General features: G+C 70.2%; 15 protein-coding genes. 7 read left to right on the forward strand and 8 right to left on the reverse strand.

What is annotated here, in order from left to right:
- Positions 1-164: 164 nt before the first annotated feature.
- From ABEB28_RS18180 to ABEB28_RS18200, 5 genes are all read left to right on the forward strand, one after another.
- Positions 165-1409, forward strand: a complete 1245-nt coding sequence (locus tag ABEB28_RS18180) for a PP2C family protein-serine/threonine phosphatase (RefSeq protein ID WP_345729310.1) — start codon at positions 165-167, stop codon at positions 1407-1409.
- Between the two features lie 187 nt (positions 1410-1596).
- Positions 1597-2145: a family 43 glycosylhydrolase gene (locus ABEB28_RS18185; protein WP_345729311.1), complete on the forward strand. Its 549-nt coding sequence runs from the start codon at positions 1597-1599 to the stop codon at positions 2143-2145.
- Entirely contained in the window at positions 2142-2573 is a 432-nt protein-coding gene (locus ABEB28_RS18190; protein ID WP_345729312.1) for a hypothetical protein, read from the forward strand. Before ABEB28_RS18185 ends, ABEB28_RS18190 begins: the two co-directional genes overlap by 4 nt.
- Positions 2574-2678: 105 nt before the next feature.
- Positions 2679-2999 (forward strand): hypothetical protein, encoded by a 321-nt coding sequence (locus ABEB28_RS18195; protein ID WP_345729313.1) that lies wholly within the window; start codon positions 2679-2681, stop codon positions 2997-2999.
- A 105-nt stretch (positions 3000-3104) separates the two neighbouring features.
- Positions 3105-3611, forward strand: coding sequence for an EAL domain-containing protein (locus ABEB28_RS18200; protein WP_345729314.1), 507 nt, complete (start codon positions 3105-3107; stop codon positions 3609-3611).
- Here the strand turns inward: ABEB28_RS18200 and ABEB28_RS18205 are convergent.
- From ABEB28_RS18205 to ABEB28_RS18220, 4 genes are all read right to left on the reverse strand, one after another.
- Positions 3506-5116, reverse strand: a complete 1611-nt coding sequence (locus ABEB28_RS18205; RefSeq protein WP_345729315.1) for a GGDEF domain-containing protein — start codon at positions 5114-5116, stop codon at positions 3506-3508. The genes ABEB28_RS18200 and ABEB28_RS18205 overlap by 106 nt on opposite strands.
- Before the next feature lie 101 nt (positions 5117-5217).
- On the reverse strand, positions 5218-6708 hold the full coding sequence (locus ABEB28_RS18210) for an alpha/beta hydrolase family protein (protein ID WP_345729316.1): 1491 nt from the start codon (positions 6706-6708) through the stop codon (positions 5218-5220).
- A 50-nt stretch (positions 6709-6758) separates the two neighbouring features.
- Positions 6759-8090 carry an FtsX-like permease family protein gene (locus ABEB28_RS18215; protein WP_345729317.1) on the reverse strand — a complete coding sequence of 444 codons (1332 nt, stop codon included), beginning with the start codon at positions 8088-8090 and terminating at the stop codon, positions 6759-6761.
- Positions 8091-8095: 5 nt separating this feature from the next.
- The gene (locus ABEB28_RS18220) at positions 8096-8845 is read right to left on the reverse strand and encodes an ABC transporter ATP-binding protein (protein ID WP_345729318.1); all 750 of its coding nucleotides are present in this window, start codon (positions 8843-8845) and stop codon (positions 8096-8098) included.
- Positions 8846-8942: 97 nt separating this feature from the next.
- On the opposite strand from ABEB28_RS18220, the gene ABEB28_RS18225 reads away from it, so the two are divergent.
- Positions 8943-9548 (forward strand): TetR/AcrR family transcriptional regulator, encoded by a 606-nt coding sequence (locus ABEB28_RS18225; protein WP_345729319.1) that lies wholly within the window; start codon positions 8943-8945, stop codon positions 9546-9548.
- Between the two features lies 1 nt (position 9549).
- Here ABEB28_RS18225 and ABEB28_RS18230 read toward each other — a convergent pair whose 3' ends face one another.
- Positions 9550-10158 carry a hypothetical protein gene (locus ABEB28_RS18230; RefSeq protein WP_345729320.1) on the reverse strand — a complete coding sequence of 203 codons (609 nt, stop codon included), beginning with the start codon at positions 10156-10158 and terminating at the stop codon, positions 9550-9552.
- A 171-nt stretch (positions 10159-10329) separates the two neighbouring features.
- On the opposite strand from ABEB28_RS18230, the gene kstD reads away from it, so the two are divergent.
- A complete protein-coding gene (gene kstD / locus ABEB28_RS18235; RefSeq protein ID WP_345729321.1) occupies positions 10330-12102 on the forward strand; it encodes a 3-oxosteroid 1-dehydrogenase in 1773 nt (590 codons plus the stop codon).
- 30 nt (positions 12103-12132) lie between these two features.
- On the opposite strand, the gene ABEB28_RS18240 is transcribed toward kstD, so the two are convergent.
- Genes ABEB28_RS18240 through ABEB28_RS18250 form a run of 3 tightly spaced genes read right to left on the reverse strand, consistent with a single transcriptional unit; the run spans position 12133 to position 15163 of the window.
- The gene (locus ABEB28_RS18240) at positions 12133-13278 is read right to left on the reverse strand and encodes a 2-oxo acid dehydrogenase subunit E2 (protein WP_345729322.1); all 1146 of its coding nucleotides are present in this window, start codon (positions 13276-13278) and stop codon (positions 12133-12135) included.
- Entirely contained in the window at positions 13275-14285 is a 1011-nt protein-coding gene (locus tag ABEB28_RS18245; protein ID WP_345729323.1) for an alpha-ketoacid dehydrogenase subunit beta, read from the reverse strand. The genes ABEB28_RS18240 and ABEB28_RS18245 overlap by 4 nt, the downstream gene beginning before the upstream one ends.
- A complete protein-coding gene (locus ABEB28_RS18250; RefSeq protein ID WP_345729471.1) occupies positions 14264-15163 on the reverse strand; it encodes a thiamine pyrophosphate-dependent dehydrogenase E1 component subunit alpha in 900 nt (299 codons plus the stop codon). Before ABEB28_RS18250 ends, ABEB28_RS18245 begins: the two co-directional genes overlap by 22 nt.
- Positions 15164-15167 lie beyond the last annotated feature (4 nt).

A 15167-nucleotide genomic window follows, 5' to 3' on the forward strand; every position in this document is an offset into this window, starting at 1 on the left:
AGCATGAGCAGGCGAACCACTCCGAGAAACCCGAACGGCAGACCCACCGCACCCGCCAGCGGGCGCATGTCACACGGGGGACGTACGTTCGCGCATACCGGTGGGCCCGCTCCTCCGGCATCATTGCGGCGCGGCGATCGCCGGGCAGCTGCTGAGGAGACGAAGTGACCGAGTTGACGGTTCTGCAGCAGCTTCTGCGGCAATCGCATCACGCACGGCCGGAAGACCTACCGGAGATGGCGATGCGCGCCGCGCCCCTGCTGGAGGCACAGACGCTGGTCATCTACCTGGTCGACCACCGGCAGCGGCTGCTACTGCCGATGCCCGGCGAATCGACTCCTGCTCGGGAACCCATGCGGATCGACGCGACCGTAGCGGGCCGCGCCTACTCCCAGGTCAGCACGGTCACTCATGAAGCCGAGGGCGGAATCCGCGTCTGGCTACCCTTGCTGAACGGCGCCGAACGCCTCGGGGTGCTGGAAGTCTGCGCCGACCGACCACTGAGCGAGAGCGCTCTCGACGACTGCGCCGCAGCCGCCGCGATCCTGGCCGAGCTGGTCGTGTCCCGCAGCTTCTACAGCGACACCATCGAGCGGATACGGCGACGGGAACCGATGCAACTCGCCGCCGAGATGCTGCGCGCTCAGCTGCCCCCGCTGACCTACTCCACCGGCCGCCTGGTCATCAGCGGCATCCTGGAACCCTGCTACGACGTGGGCGGCGACGCGTTCGATTACGCCGTCAACGGCCACACCGCCCACCTCGCGCTGTTCGACGCACCCGGCCACGGCTCGGCCGGCGGCATGCGCGCGGTCGTGCTCGCCTCCATCACTCTGGCCGCCTACCGCAACGCCCGCCGCGCCGACCACGACCTGATCGCCACCTACCACCACCTCGACGACGCGATCCGCGCTCATGACCCCGCCGGAATGATCACCGGAGTACTCGCCCAGATCGATCTGCGGACCGGCATCCTCCGGGTGATCTCCGCCGGACACCCCAACGGCATCGTGCTGCGCCGCGGCAAGGTGGTGAAGGTACTTCCCAGCCCGACCGCGCTCCCGGTCAGCCTCGGCGACCACCGCCCACCGGTGGTGGTCGAGGAAGCCCTCGAGCCCGGCGACCGGGTGCTCCTCTATACCGACGGCGTCACCGAAGCGCGCTCCCCCGACGGCGAATCCTTCGGCATCGATCGACTCATCGACTACGCCGTCAAAGCCGAAGCCGACCGGCTCCCCGCACCAGAGACCACCCGGCGACTGGTGCACGCCATCCTCGACTTCCAGAACGACGATCTCCGAGACGACGCCACCGTCCTGCTCGCCGAGTGGACCAGTCCCGCACCGCCGGACTCCCACGCCGACCTCCAGTCCGCACCGCCGCACCAGCCGATGAACGTCAACGACTGAGGCCGGGCACGGCCGCCGTCAGCCGGTCGGCAATTCCTGGCAACCCGTTGCCGGCGGCGCCCAGCGACGACGCTACTGGTGCGGACATGCGCTCCGATCGAGGACGTCCCATGAACCGCGTCATCTGCAATCCGCTCGACCTGTCCTACCGGTACCAGGAGATCAGCTCCCGCTGGACCCTCGGACCGTGCACCGCGAAGCGGCGGATCCCTCGATCGTGCTGTACCGCGGCCGGTTCTACCTGTTCGCATCGATGTCCTACGGGTTCTGGCACTCGACCGACCTGGTGACGTGGGAGTACCGCCAGACCGACAAGTTGCCGCCGCTGGATTACACGCCCGACGTCCGGGAGATCGACGGCGCGCTCTACATCTCCGCGTCACGCCGCGACGAACCGTGCCCGTTCTTCCGTTCGGTCGAACCGCTGGCGGACGACTTCGTCGAGGTGACGCCGGGCTCGTTCGACTTCTGGGATCCGAACCTGTTCCAGGACGACGACGGATCGACCTACTTCTACTGGGGATGCAGTAACAAGACTCCGGTCTACGGGACCCGGATCGATCCGTCGACGTTCGCACCGATCGGTGAACGCGTCGAGGTGACCCACTCGGACCCAGCGGCACGCGGCTGGGAGAACTCCGGGGACAACCACATCAAGCAGCCGCCCCGCGCCGAGCGGGACCGGCTGATCGCCCAGTACGTCGGCGACGCCCCGTTCCTCGAGGCGCCTGGATGACCCGGCACGCGGGCATCGGTCGGGACATGCCGCACTCGTTCGTCGTCCTCGACGAGGTTCGCCCCGTCCGGTACGTCCGGGTCACCGCCGGGCACCTGCCGTTCGGTGGTGCGTTCGCCGTCAGCGGGCTCCGGGTCTTCGGGCTGGGCAGCGGTCAGGCCCCGACCGAGGTCACACCGCGAGCGACGCGGGTCGACGGACGACAGGCCCTGATCGAGTGGGACGCCGCCCACGACGCCCAGGGCTACAACGTCCGCTACGGGCTCAACCCGGAGAAGCTCTACCGCAGCTGGCTGGTGTACGAGCAGACCGATCTCGACCTGCGTGCACTCAACGCCGAAGCCGACTACTGGGTCGCAGTGGACGCTTTCGACGAGAACGGGATCACGCCGGGCCGTCCGGTCCCGATCCAGCGCCGACCGAGCTGACCGGACGCCGACTGCGCCGGCGCCCCCGGGTGCCAGCGGAACGCAGCTCCTGGGAGGGATGATCGCCGGTAAACACCACGATTCGGCGGCGACATCGGAGGAGCCATGGTTTCACCGGAGCACGCGGTCATAGTGACCTACTCCCTGTCCGGCAACGCCCTCGGAGAACCTCAGGAGCGGGAGTCGGTGCACGCGCTGGAGAAGCGCTTGACCACCGCTATCGAGGCCGCAGGCGCCGGGGAGCTCGACGGCGATGAGTTCGGCGGAGGCGAGGCGGTGCTTTACGCGTACGGCCCCGATGCCAGCCGACTGTTCGCGGTGATGGAGCCAGCGTTGCGTGCCTTTCCCGCGCGGCCTGGCCACGCTGTGCTCCGCTACGGCGAGGCCGACGATCCCACCGCGATCGAACGACGAATCGACCTCTAGCGGTGGCTTCCGCGTCCTCAGGACCCTGGCTGCGGAGTCGATAGGACACTACGTCCTCGTCTTCGTCCCCGCTGATCGAGCAGTGGTCGGTCCCCGCTGGTCGCGATGGACGTTCCATCTCGTCGTCGTCGGGACGCTGCTCATCGCGACGCCGAGACCGGTCTGCCGCCCACCCAGCTCGTGCTGGAGGTGACCGAGAGCTTGCTCCACGCCGATGCACCGATCGCGCTAGCTGCCCTGCAGGCACTCCGGGCCGACGGCGTCCGGATCGCCGTGGACGACTTCGGCACCGGCTACTCGTCACTGGGCCGCTTGGAGCGGCTGCCCGTCGACATCCTGAAGATCGACCGCTCGTTCGTGACCGCACTCCGGCCGGACGCTCCGGCCGCGCCGGTGATCACCGCGATCGTCGCGCTGGCGCACGCCCTCGGGATGACCACGGTCGCCGAGGGTATCGAAGAGCCCTACCAGGCCGCTGCGTTGATCGCGCACGGATGCAAGGCGGGTCAGGGCTGGCTTTTCGGGCGCCCCGGTCCGCCCGGAGCGCTGGCGGCACTCGCCACCGCCCCACGGGTCCCCGACCTGCCTCGACGATCCGTTTCCACCCGCTGAGACGGTCGCGTGACGGCGGCTGTCTGGCCCCGCGCCGGGTTGATCGGCCGGGGCACCCCGGCCTCGCTGCGGGCGACCTTCGCGGCATACATTCCGGTATCCGCCAGGTTGATAAATGCGTCCCGATCGGGGTAGGCGCCTCCGTGAGACGCGGTGGCTGCGCCGATGGACACGCCGACGCGAACGGCCGACTCGTCGAGCTGGATCGGTTGACGCACGAGTTCGGCGATGCGCTCGGCCGCGTCGTCGGCGACCTCGCCCTTGATCAGAATGAGGAACTCGTCGCCACCGATCCGGCCGACCACGTCGGCATCCTCTACGGCGCCGGCCAGCCGCACCGCGATCGCCTTGAGGACCGAATCGCCGGCTCGATGCCCGTACTGGTCGTTGATCGGCTTGAAACCGTCCAGATCGCAGAGCAGCAGCGTGATGTGCCGGAGGTCGCCGTTGCGCAGCTCAGCCAACGCCTCGTCGATCTGGGCGGTGATGTGCCGCCGGTTGAACAGGCCGGTCAGCTCGTCGTGGTGCGCGTAGTGCGCTAGCTCGCGTTCGGCTTCGCACCGCTGCGCCGACAACAGTTTGAGGCGGAGCAGGACCAGCGGGACGATCAGCATCGAGCCGACCGCGAGCAGTACGCTCGCACCGTCGTCACCGCGGATAGCCTGCACCGCACCCATCAGCGGGTTGGTACACAACGCAGCGCCGATCCAGCCGAGCGGCGGCTCACCCGTGGCGGGCTTGATCCGGCCGCTCGGGAAGGTGATGTGCGGCGCGGCGGGCAGCAGGACAGCGGTCCCCATGGCCAGGTATGCCATCATGATCAACTCGCTGGTCCACGTCGTGGTGCCGTTCACGGTCAGCACCGCACACACCTCGGCGGCGAGCGTCGTCGTCGCAGCGAGCAGCAGGTAGAAGATCGGTCCGCGCGATTTCCTCGCCCGGAACCCGATCCGGAGCAGACAGCCCATCACGCCGCAGAGCAACATCAGGTCGACGAGCATCAGGGTCTCGCCGAGCAGGGTCGCGTCAGGGGTCAGATTGGGAGCGACCAACCCCACCCACAGCGGCGCGGCCGCGCAGAGCCCGAGAAGGCCGGCGTCCAGCATTCCGCCCGAGTCGTTCTTTCCGTGCAGGCGCAGCGCCCAGGCGGTGCCGACCAAGAGAAGCCCGTGCGCGGTCGCGATGACGAGGTCGACCGGCCGCCCTTCGGCCCGGCCGAGATGATGCTCGGTGATCCACTCCGGCCACAGGTTCATGCTGACCGCGAGCATGATCATTCCCGCCGTCGCCGTGAGCCACGGGGCCCGGTCGATCAGGTGTCGGGCCCACAGAGCCAGGGCGCACATCAGAATCGGCAGGGCCGACGCCACGGCGAAGATCACCGCACGCGGGCCCGGCCCGGCCACCGCATAAGCGATCCCGCACAGCGCCGCAGCCCCCGCGAAGCGGGCATGCACCGGCCACGCCTGCGCCGACGCCCGCGGCCACCTCGTCAATCTTCTCACCCGCCCTCCGCACCGATCGACCCATCGGTGCGGACAGGGCATGCCTGAGCCAATCCTTCGTGTGGGACACGCCGGGAGTGCGCTCCTCTCCGCGCTTCGGATCAGCGGCTGTTGCCCGGACGGTAGACGCTGAGTTCGCCGTGGGCCGACAGCACCCCGGCCAGGTCACCCGGTTCGTGCCGTAGAGCGCTGTCCAGGAAGACGAGCGTGGCTGCGGCGACGACGCGCGGGCTCTCGGTGCGGCCCAGCGAGCCGACGATCGAGGGCACCGGCGGCAGGTACAGCGGGCCGTCGGAGAAGGTGAGGTGCGCGGCGCCGGGGATGGTGAGCCGGTAGCTCGTCGCGGTGCTGGACCGGAGGGCCTTGGTGAGGCGGGGTAGGTACCGCGGGTCGGTTCCGGCGGTGATGGCCTGGGTGAGCGCGAGCGTCGGCTGCTGGAGAGAGGGGGAGGTAAGGCCGTGGGGGTAGCCGTCCAGATCGATGACGGCGTCGAACCGGCCGTCCTGCCGGGCTGCCTGCAGAGCCGCGGCACCACCCATGGAGTGGCCGGTGACCGCGACCCGGGAGGTGTCCAGGCGTCCGGTCAGCGGGCCCTTGATCTCGCCTCGGCCGAGATGGTCCAGCTGGGTGAGGACGAAGCTGAGGTCAGCCGCCCGAATCACCGTCCAGCCAACCGCCAACTTGTCGTCCTCGTTCCGGTCTCCGGTGGAGACGGTCCTCGTGCGGATCGTCCGGCCGTCGGCGAGGACGACGGCGGCGGAGTCGTACGGGTGGTCGAGTGCGGCGACCACATAGCCATGGCTGGCCAGCTCCTCCGCCCATGCGGTGTTTTGGGTACGCACTCCGCCCGACCCGGGAGAGAACAGCACGACCGGAAACCGTCCGCCCCCACCGGCGACCGGGGCGTCGACGACCGACCGGGTGTGGGCACGCGGGACGCCGTCGACCAGGAAGCCCGGCAAGCCGACCTGGCGGGCGAGGGCCTCGGAGACGGTGCGCGCTTCGTGCTCCGTGCGCCCGAGGTACCGGGCCCGCGGCGCGTTCGTGGGGCCTTCCTGCGCGGGATACCAGAGCTGGACGACGACCGTGCGCCGGTCGTGCGGAACGGCGGTGAAGCTCTCCGGGCGGTGGGGGTCGGTCCACTGCACCACGTGGGTGCCGACCGCGAACTGGCCCGACGGCTCGGGGAACTCGGGTACCGGAAAGGCCCAGGCGGCCGCCGGACTCGTCGCGATCAGGCCGAGGCAGGCCATCGATCCCGGCAACGCCAGCCACCAGCGGGCCCGCCGTACGGGCCGGCCGGTACGGCGTCGTAGCAGCGGAGAGACGGTGAACGGCAACGCGACGGCGGCGCCTGCCAGTACCGGCAGCATCTGCCAGCGAATCCCCACCACACTCAGCGCGCTCGCAGACAGTACGAAGATCGTCCCCGCCGCGATCGTGACGCGTGCGCGCGCAGCGGGCGGAAACCAACGCGCCACCACCAGCAGAACGCCACCCAGCAGGACAAGGAATTCCAGCGGAGACAGGTACAGGCCCGGGATGGTCTCGGTCACCCGGCAATCCTCCGGGCGGGGCATGCCCCGCCACATCTGTCCCCGGTCTCGATCGCATGCGACCGGAGACGTAGTCCGCGTGCGACCTACGCGGCCACCGTGGAGATCGCCGGTGCACGGAGGGTCCGGATCGCCGTACCGAGGCTGGTGGCCAGCGTCGCGACCGCCGCGATGGCCACGATGCCGAGCCAGATCCCCGGGCCCACGTCCGGACGCAGGGCATCCGTACGGACGAGCGTGAAGGAGAGGATTCCGGCGACGCCCGCCGTCGTCCCGAACAGGACACCGGCGAGTGACAGCACGGCCGCCTCACCACCGACCATGCGGAGCACCTGCCCCGGTGTCGCGCCGGCCAGCCGCTGCTGTCCGAACTCCTGCCGCCGATACGAGGTGGCTGCGTACAGCGCGTTGACGAGCATGAGGCAGGAGAACGCCGCGATGATGCCGACGACCACCACGTTGAGCGTCTCCAGGTTTTTGTCTTCGACCGACTTGGTCACGCCGGAGGACTCGATCGCGTCGCTCTCGACGGCCTGCAGGTAGAGGGTGGCGGTCGCCATTCCGACGAAGACGACCAGCGGCATGAGGATGCCGGCGAGTTCGTCGGCACGTCGGCGCAGGTTGAGCACGGCGAGGTGGCCACCGGCTCCGAGCACCCGACGGAGGGGACGCTCCGCCACCGCGAGCAGTGCGCGCAGCAGCAGGGGCGAGAAGACCGCGAGGCCGATCGACAACAGGATGGCGCCGTAGGCGGGCGCGGCCATCAACGCGGTGTCGGTCGCCTGCATCGCAAAGGTCGCGCTGACCGCACCAGCACCGGCGAGCAGTGCGACCACGCCCGCCACCTGCCGGAGCCGCCCGCGGGAGGACCGCGTGCCCGCGGCGGACCACAATCCTCGGCGCACGGCCAGGAACGCGGCGCCCACCGACGCGATCACGGTGATGGCGAAACCGGCGCCCAGCCCGATCGGTCCGAACACGTAGGGCGTCGATTCCGCGACCTGGCCGCTGGCGTGGAAGCGATCCACCAGGGACCGGCCGGCCAGCATCGCCGGCCACACCGAGAGCAGGGCACCAGCAACGGCGACGATCGCGGCTTCGCCGACGATCATCCGGCTGATCTGCCCCGGCGTGGCGCCGGTGGAGCGAAGCAGCTCCATCTCGCTGCCGCGTTGGCGGACGTTCACCGTCAAGGTCGACGCGACGGCGAAGAGGACCAACAGCGTGCCGTAACCGCCGACGACACCTCCGGTGAGGCTGAGCGACTCGGCGCTGGCCGGGTCGACGCCCGCCCCGGCGGCCGTGTCGTGCAGCGAATTGAACGTCATGACGATGACGCTGCCGAGGAAGGCGGCCAGCAGCGTGGCGACGAGGCGCCCCGGCCGCTGCTGGATCGATCGGATCGCGAGTCGGAACATCTGTCTCACACCCCCACGGACACGGTGTCGGCGAGGTGCGCCAGCCGCTCGGCGACTGCGTCTGCCGTCGGCGCCCGAAATTCGCCGGCCAGCCGACCGTCGGCGAGGAACACCACGGAGTCGGCGAACGACGCAGCGACCGGATCGTGCGTCACCATCACCACGGTGCGTCCGTGCTCGTCGACCGCCCGCCGCAGCAGGCGCAGAACATCGCGAGCACTGCGGGTGTCCAGGGCGCCCGTTGGTTCGTCCGCGAAGACGACCGGCGGTTCGGTGACCAGCGCCCGCGCGATGGCGACACGCTGACGCTGTCCGCCGGAGAGCTGGTCGGGCCGGTGGTCGAGACGGTCGCCGAGGCCGACCTGGGTGAGGATCTGGCGAGCCCGGGCCTTATCGACCCGCCGGCCGGCGAGAGTCAGCGGCAGGGTCGTGTTCTCCACCACGGTCAGCGTCGGCAGCAGGTTGTACTGCTGGAACACGAAGCCGATTCGTTCCCGACGAAATTTCGTCAGCTTTGCTTCGCTGCCGACCGCCATCGGCGCGCCGTCGATCTCGATCAACCCGGAGTCCGGGCGGTCGAGTCCGGCGGCGCACTGCAGCAGCGTCGACTTGCCGGAGCCGGATGGCCCCATGACAGCGGTGAAGGAGCCGGCCAGCAGGCTCAACGAGATGCCGTCCAGCGCACGCAGCGCGTTCTCGGCGTCCCCGTAGGTCTTGCTGACGTCCACCAGCCGTAAAGCGGTTCCTGCGGTCATGAACCCATCCTCCGAATCAGGATTCGCCGAATCTTCATTCGGCGAACTGGGGTTCAGTATGCTGACACCGTCGGAGCGTCGTCAAGGGAGCGTCGAGATGAGTGTTCGTAAGGCCAAGGCGGCCGAGACCCGGGCCGCCCTGCTGAATGCGGCCCGCACCGTGTTCGTCGAGCGCGGGTACCTCAACACGAAGATCGTCGACATCACCTCGGCTGCGGGGCGGGCCACCGGTGTGTTCTACGACCACTTCGCGGACAAGGAAGAGCTGCTCCAGGCGCTGCTGATGGAGATGCACGGCCAGGCGCGCGAGCGACTGGCGGGCGGGACGCATCCGCGCGAACACGACCTGACCGACCCGGACGTGCTCCGCGAGCACGTCGCGGCGACCTGGCAGGTGATGCGCGCGAACCTTCCGGTGGTCGTCGCGCTGTTCGAGTCGACGGTGGCGGCCGGGCCGAAGTCGGACGCGATGTGGCGCCGGCTCACCCAGGACACCGACATGCTCCGCGACCACCTGGAGTACGGCCGCGAGCTCGGTCGCACGCTGCCCGGCGACCCCACGCTCGTCGCCGCGGCGATGGGTGGAATGCTCTCGATGCTCGCCTACGCGACGCTGTCCTCCGGCGCCCTCGAGGCGTCCGACGACGAGATCATCGGCACCGTTACCGCACTGCTGCTCAACGGATTGGCCGGTCCGAAGTGAGTCAGTAGATGGCGCTGAAGGCGTACCAGCCGTCGCCGAGAGATCGATAGTGAACCGGACCCCCGACCACTCCACCAGGGAAGTCGTCTGGCCGACCCTGCTCCGGTAGGGCCTGCCGCGCCCGAACGAAACCCGCGAAGCCATCCGGCTCGCCATGGACTTCGAAAAAGAAGACGTTGCCCGCATGTCGGCAGATGAGGGTCACCCGATAGGCGCCGACCAGTCGGGGGTCATGCGGCGCTTCGAGGTCAGGGCAGGACGGTTCCGCGTCACCCAGCGCCCGCTCGAACGCGGACTGGCTCACTCCCCAGCGAACGCTCAGCGGCAGACCGGCACAGAGGGCCACGAGCGCGATCACGGGTGTCAGCGCGGCGATCGCGAACCAGGGCGCACGGCCACCCGGTCTCGCCCTCGCCCCGGCCACCACGCCAGCGACCACAGTGGTCACAACCGCGCAGCCGCATCCAATGAGCCACAGCACCGCAGTGCCAGGTAACGACGCGATCCACGCGGCGAGGAGCAGCGTGGCGGTAGCGAAGAGGCACAGAAAGACGAGCGGTCGCCGAGTTGAGCCGGCGTCGCGCTCCTGGGAGCGCGCCTTCGTGGACATGGCGCCAGTATTCCGGGTCATCACAATCCCGGCGCGCGCGTAGCCAAGCAATCGCTTGGTCGCCTATGATTCGGCGCGCTCGCTCCTTCGCTCGGCAGAGTTCCTCCGGTTCACCGCGCCGTCCCGAGCTCCAACGTCGACGACGACGTGGCCTCTCGCGAAAGGCTTGCCATGCCACCCACGAGTCCCCGACCGACCCGCCGTCGCTTCCTGCAAGGTCTGGCCGCCGGAGCGGGAGCCGTCGCCGGTTCCCAGGTGTTCGGCGCCGTCGCCGCGACCACGGCCGCTGCCGCCGACACCCCGACGTACGACGTCGTGGTGGTCGGATCCGGCGCTGCCGGGATGACCGCGGCGCTCACGGCGGCCAAGCGCGGGATGACCGTACTCGTCGTCGAGAAGGCGGCGAAGTACGGTGGCTCGGCCGCACGATCGGGCGCCGGGATCTGGATCCCGAACAACCAGGTCATCCGCGCTGCCGGAGTGCCCGACACGCCGGCGAAGGCCGCCACCTACCTGGCGGCCGTCGTGGGTGCGGAGGTGCCCGCGGCACGGCAGGCGGCGTTCCTGGACAACGGCCCGGCGATGATCTCGTTCGTCATGGCCAACAGTCCGCTGCGCTTCCGCTTCATGGCCGGCTACTCCGACTACTACCCGGAGCTTCCCGGCGGGATGCCCAACGGCCGGTCGATCGAGCCGGACCTGTTCGACGGGAAGCGCCTCGGTGCCGACCTCGCCGATCTGAACCCGGCCTACATTCCGGTGCCGACCGGCACGGTGGTGTTCAGCGCCGACTACAAATGGCTGAATCTGGCGCTGGTCAATCCGAAGGGCACCGCGGTCGCCGCCGAGACGGTGGCCCGCTGGGTGGCGGCCGCAGCGGCCGGGAAGACACCACTGACCATGGGCCAGGCGCTGGCCGGTGCCCTGCGTGCGGGACTGAAGACGGCTGGGGTGCCGGTCTGGCTGAGCAGCCCGATGGTGGACCTGAGGGTCGAGGGCGGACGGGTCACCGGTGTGCTGGTCACGCGGAACGGCGCGCCGACGGTGATTGCCGCCCGGCACGGCGTCATCATCGGCTCCGGAGGGTTCGAGCACAACGGCGCCATGCGCGATCAGTACCAGCAGGAGCCGATCGGCACCGAGTGGACGGTCGGCGCGGCCAGCAACACCGGGGACGGTATCCGGGCCGGGCAGCAGGTCGGAGCGGCGCTCGCCCTGATGGACGACTCCTGGTGGGGACCGGCGATTCCGCTGCCCGACGAGCCGTACTTCTGTCTCGCCGAACGCACGCTCCCGGGCAGCATCATCGTGAACCAGGCCGGGAACCGCTTCGTCAACGAGGCCGCTCCCTACAGCGACGTCGTCCACGTGATGTACGAGAAGCACGCTGCCGCTCCGGACATCCCGGCCTGGATGGTCATCGATCAGAACTACCGCAACCGCTACCTGTTCAAAGACATCGCACCGGCGCTGCCGTTCCCGGACGCCTGGTACGACAGCGGCGCCGTCGTCAGGTCCACCACGATCGCGGGCCTCGCGGCGAAGATGGGCGTCCCGGCCGCCACGTTGCAGAGCACCGTCACCCGGTTCAACGGGTTCGCAGCGTCCGGCAAGGACCTGGACTTCCAGCGCGGCGACAGTGCCTACGACCACTACTACACCGATCCGGCGGTGAAGCCGAACTCCTGCCTCGCGCCGCTGCGGCTCCCCCCGTACTACGCGTTCAAGATCGTCCCCGGCGACCTGGGCACCAAGGGCGGCATGGTGACCGACGCCGACGCCCGGGTCCTGACCCCCGGCGGAGCCGTCATCCCGGGCCTCTACGCCGCCGGCAACGCCAGCGCGGCGGTGATGGGTCGCAGTTATGCGGGGGCCGGCTCCACGATCGGGCCCGCGATGACCTTCGGTTACGTCGCCGCCAACCACATCGCCGCCCACCGGTGATCCGGACGGGGAGCCCTCCGCCAGAGGCGCTCACGACGACCGCGGCGTCGAGGCGGGAGCCAGCGTCGCGGGCGCCAGCAGGACCTCCCGGATCGCGCGCAGAAGCTCGACCGCCTGCGCGCCGTTCACCACCCGGTGGTCGTAGGCCACGCCGAGCTGCACGACGGTGTGCGCCACCGGTGCACCAGCCGCATCCAGCTGGACGACTCGCTCGTTGCCGCCGAGCGAGAGCGCGCAGACGGTGCCCGGCAGCACCATCGGGACGGCCACGCTGACGTCCTCGTCGGTGTGCAGCGCCAGCAGCACGCTCGCGCCGGTGAGGTCACCGGCGCGGAACGTGCCACGCATCGCGGTGAGCCGGAACCGCATGAGCGTCTTGGCGATGTCGGCGAGCGGCGTCGCGGCGACGTCCCGGACGACCGGCACGTGAAGGCCCTGTCCCACGTCGATCGTCACCCCGACGTCGATGCGCTCGGCGAGGCGTACCGCGTCGGGCTCGACGTACGCGCCGAAGCAGTACGGGAATCGCTCGGCCACCGCTCCGAGCGACGCCACCACGAGCTCCGGCAGGCCGATGAGGCAGCGATGGACTCCGGTGAGCTCCTGCGCGTGCCGGAGGGCCGCGTCGACCGGGACCCGGATCGCGACGAAGCCGGTCGGGATCGACCGGTGCGACGCGCTGACCACGGCGGCGACGGCCCGCTGCACCGGGGACAACGGCTCGACCCGGCCGGACTCCGCACCGGCCTCGGCCGGTGCCGAGTCCGGCGCCTCGGCCCGCGGGGCCAGCGCCTCGATGTCCGCGGTGCGGATCAAGGGCCGGTTGAGCGCTCGGACGGCGGCGAGGTCGATTCCGCGCTCGGCCATCAGGCGCCGCGCCGGTTCGGTGATGATCGGTCCCGCATCGCCGTCCGTGGCAGTCGCGGCACCGGCCGGATCGACCGACACGGGCAGCACCCGGCCGATCACCTGGCCCACCGCGCAGTCGGACCCCTCCCCGATCAGCTGGTGGAGCACCCCGTCGGCGTCACTGGCCAGGTCCTCGGCCGCCTTGGAGGTCTCGACGGTCGCGACCAGGTCCCCGGCACGCACCGCCGCACCCGCTGCGACCAGCCAGGAGACCAGCGTGTACGTCGTGTCGTTGGAGTTGAGCTTCGGAATCCTGACCTCGGTCACGAGCGTCCCTCCAGGACCGCCGTACTGATCGATTCGGCCTGCACGAGGACCTCGCGCTCGAGGTGTGCGGCGCTGGGCACCACGCTGTCCGCCGCGCAGAGCACGCGCACCGGCCGGGACAGCCGGCCCCACAACGCGGTGTGCAGCCGGTGGGCGAGATCCGCCGCCCAGGTGCCGCCGGACGTCCCGTCCTCCACGACGACGACCTGCCCGGCCCGCGCGGCCGCCGGAAGGATCGGCTCGACGTCCATCGGGTCGAGCCGGGCGGGCACGTACAGCTCACAGCTGATCTCGTAGCGCACGAACAGTTCCCGCATCGCGGTCAGCGTGCGCTCGGCGACGCCGCCGGGAGTGATCAGCACGCAGTCCGGCGGTGCCTCCTCGATCCGCGCCACCGCGGTGCCCGGCCAGGAGCCGATCAGGTGGTAGGAGAACAGGTCGTCCGCGGTGCCCGGCGGTCGTCTCCATCCCGTGTACAGGACCTTGTCCTCGAACACCACGGACGGAACGCCGGAGGCCAGCGCACCGTCGAGCAGGTCGCCGTAGTCGTGGAACGGGCTGATCTCGTAGACGTCGAGATCCGGGACCCCGAGGAAGTGTTTCTGCAGGCTCTGGCTGTGGGTCGGGCCGTAGCCGCGGTGGCCACCGGTCGGGCACCGCACGAGGATCGGCATCGGTGCCCGCCGGCCGTACATGCTCACCGACTTCGCTGCGAAGTTGACGATCTGGTCGAAGGCGAGCGTCACGAAGTCGGCGAACATCATCTCGACGATGGCCCGGTTCCCGGCGAGGGCCAGACCGTTGGCGAGCCCGACCGTCCCGCCCTCGCTGATCGGTGTGCCGATGACCTGGCGGGGAAAGCGCGTGGACAGGCCGCGGGTGATCTTGAAGGCGCCGCCGTAGGGATCGGTGATGTCCTGCCCCAGTACGTACAGCCGGTCATCAGCGGCGAGCGCCGCGCAGAGCGCGGCGTTGAGGTGGTCCGCTACGCGTTGGCGCGCTGCCATTGCTCCTCCTCCACGACGACGAGGGAGGACGACGTGCCCGGCCGCGCCGGTGGGCGGGCGGTGACGTCGCGCACCACCTCGGCCACCCGGCTCCGTTGTTCGGCGTCCAGCCGCTGGAACACCGGTCCGCGGTACCGCTGGTACCAGTCGGTGGCCCGCAGCCGGTCGAGCTCCTCCGGTGGTCGCGAGTCATCGCCTTTGCTGTGCGGGCCGATCCGCTGGGTGGCGAACTCCACCACGAGCGGACCGGCGCCGGCCCGGACCCGGCCCACCGGCTCGTCGAGCGACTGCCGGATCGTCGGCACGTCGTCGGTGCCGACGTAGTGGTGGGCGACGCCGAACGCGGCGGCTCGGCCGGCGATCGTGCCGGCCATCGCCGCGCTCGTGGGAGTGCTCTGCGCGATGCCGTTGTGCTCCACCACGACCAGGACGGGCAATCGCCACAGCGCCGCCATGTTCAGCGCCTCGTAGACGGCTCCCTCACCCCAGGTGCCGTCACCGATGTAGACGCACGCCAACCGACCGGGCTCGCGGTGGGCCACGTGGAGCGCGGCACCGGCCGCGACGGGGAGGCTCTCGCCCTGCACCCCGGTGGACAGGTACCGGCCGCGTCGCAGGTGCTGGCTGCCGCCCATCCCCCCGCTGACGGCCCCGACCCGGCCCAGGATCTCGGCGAGCAACCCAGCCGGGTCGTCGAACCGGGCCAGGTAGTGGCCGTGGCCACGGTGGTTGCTGAAGACGAAGTCGTCCGGGCTCAGCAGCGCACGAAGGGCGACCGGTACCGCTTCCTGCCCCAGGCAGGTGTGTGTCGTCCCGTGCAACTCCCCGCGCGCGAACAGGTCGAGCAGCGCGTACTCGAAGTGCCGGATCAGCAGCATCAGC

The sequence above is a fragment of the Cryptosporangium minutisporangium genome (assembly GCF_039536245.1).
GTDB classification, from domain to species: domain Bacteria; phylum Actinomycetota; class Actinomycetes; order Mycobacteriales; family Cryptosporangiaceae; genus Cryptosporangium; species Cryptosporangium minutisporangium.

Excerpts from the sequence above, each read along its gene's own strand:
- ABEB28_RS18190 (WP_345729312.1), top strand. The coding sequence starts at position 2,142 with ATGACCCGGCACGCGGGCATCGGTCGGGACATGCCGCACTCGTTCGTC.
- ABEB28_RS18195 (WP_345729313.1), top strand. The coding sequence starts at position 2,679 with ATGGTTTCACCGGAGCACGCGGTCATAGTGACCTACTCCCTGTCCGGC.
- ABEB28_RS18200 (WP_345729314.1), top strand. The coding sequence starts at position 3,105 with ATGGACGTTCCATCTCGTCGTCGTCGGGACGCTGCTCATCGCGACGCC.
- ABEB28_RS18210 (WP_345729316.1), bottom strand. The coding sequence starts at position 6,708 with ATGTGGCGGGGCATGCCCCGCCCGGAGGATTGCCGGGTGACCGAGACC.
- ABEB28_RS18215 (WP_345729317.1), bottom strand. The coding sequence starts at position 8,090 with ATGTTCCGACTCGCGATCCGATCGATCCAGCAGCGGCCGGGGCGCCTC.
- ABEB28_RS18220 (WP_345729318.1), bottom strand. The coding sequence starts at position 8,845 with ATGACCGCAGGAACCGCTTTACGGCTGGTGGACGTCAGCAAGACCTAC.
- ABEB28_RS18225 (WP_345729319.1), top strand. The coding sequence starts at position 8,943 with ATGAGTGTTCGTAAGGCCAAGGCGGCCGAGACCCGGGCCGCCCTGCTG.
- ABEB28_RS18230 (WP_345729320.1), bottom strand. The coding sequence starts at position 10,158 with ATGTCCACGAAGGCGCGCTCCCAGGAGCGCGACGCCGGCTCAACTCGG.
- kstD (WP_345729321.1), top strand. The coding sequence starts at position 10,330 with ATGCCACCCACGAGTCCCCGACCGACCCGCCGTCGCTTCCTGCAAGGT.
- ABEB28_RS18245 (WP_345729323.1), bottom strand. The coding sequence starts at position 14,285 with ATGGCAGCGCGCCAACGCGTAGCGGACCACCTCAACGCCGCGCTCTGC.
- ABEB28_RS18250 (WP_345729471.1), bottom strand. The coding sequence starts at position 15,163 with ATGCTGCTGATCCGGCACTTCGAGTACGCGCTGCTCGACCTGTTCGCG.